Below are 478 nucleotides of genomic sequence, written 5' to 3'. Positions count from 1 at the left end.
TACTTGGGTACACCGCACGAAGGCTCACCGCTTGAAAAGTTTGGCCACTTTAGCGGTGAAATCGTTCGACACTTTCCTCGGGATTACATTAGCCATTGGGCTGATTGGATTGATCGGCGGAGTGAAGGTATTCAAGATTTAAAGCATGGCTTGAAGTTTTTTGCTCCATCTGAAGAAATTGAGTCGTCATGTGCGAGTTTCTATGATCAGGCTCGTCATTACTTTATTAGTGGTAGTGTTGGAAAGAATGAAGATAGCTTTATTAGCAGAGTGATGGGGGATAGCTTGGTCAGACAGGGTAGTGCTAACCCGGGCTCTGCGCCAACACATAGCCAAAACGCTCACTTTGAAGGCCTGCCACATATTCCATTGGCGCACTCTGACCGCGTGTACCAGCAGATAGCATGCTGGGTTGATGAAGATGAGCGAAGATTGCGTACACGTCATGCGGGGAAAGCGCTCGATTTAATCAACTATC

General features: G+C 47.3%; 1 protein-coding gene. It reads left to right on the top strand.

What is annotated here, in order from left to right; genetic code table 11:
• Window positions 1–478: hypothetical protein (locus tag A3757_RS26320; protein ID WP_197469748.1), on the top strand; the 478-nt coding region annotated here is incomplete at both ends.

Source organism: Oleiphilus sp. HI0117 (genome assembly GCF_001635235.1).
The sequence above is the reverse complement of the archived record's forward strand: the minus strand, read 5'-3'. Positions and strand labels throughout refer to the sequence as shown.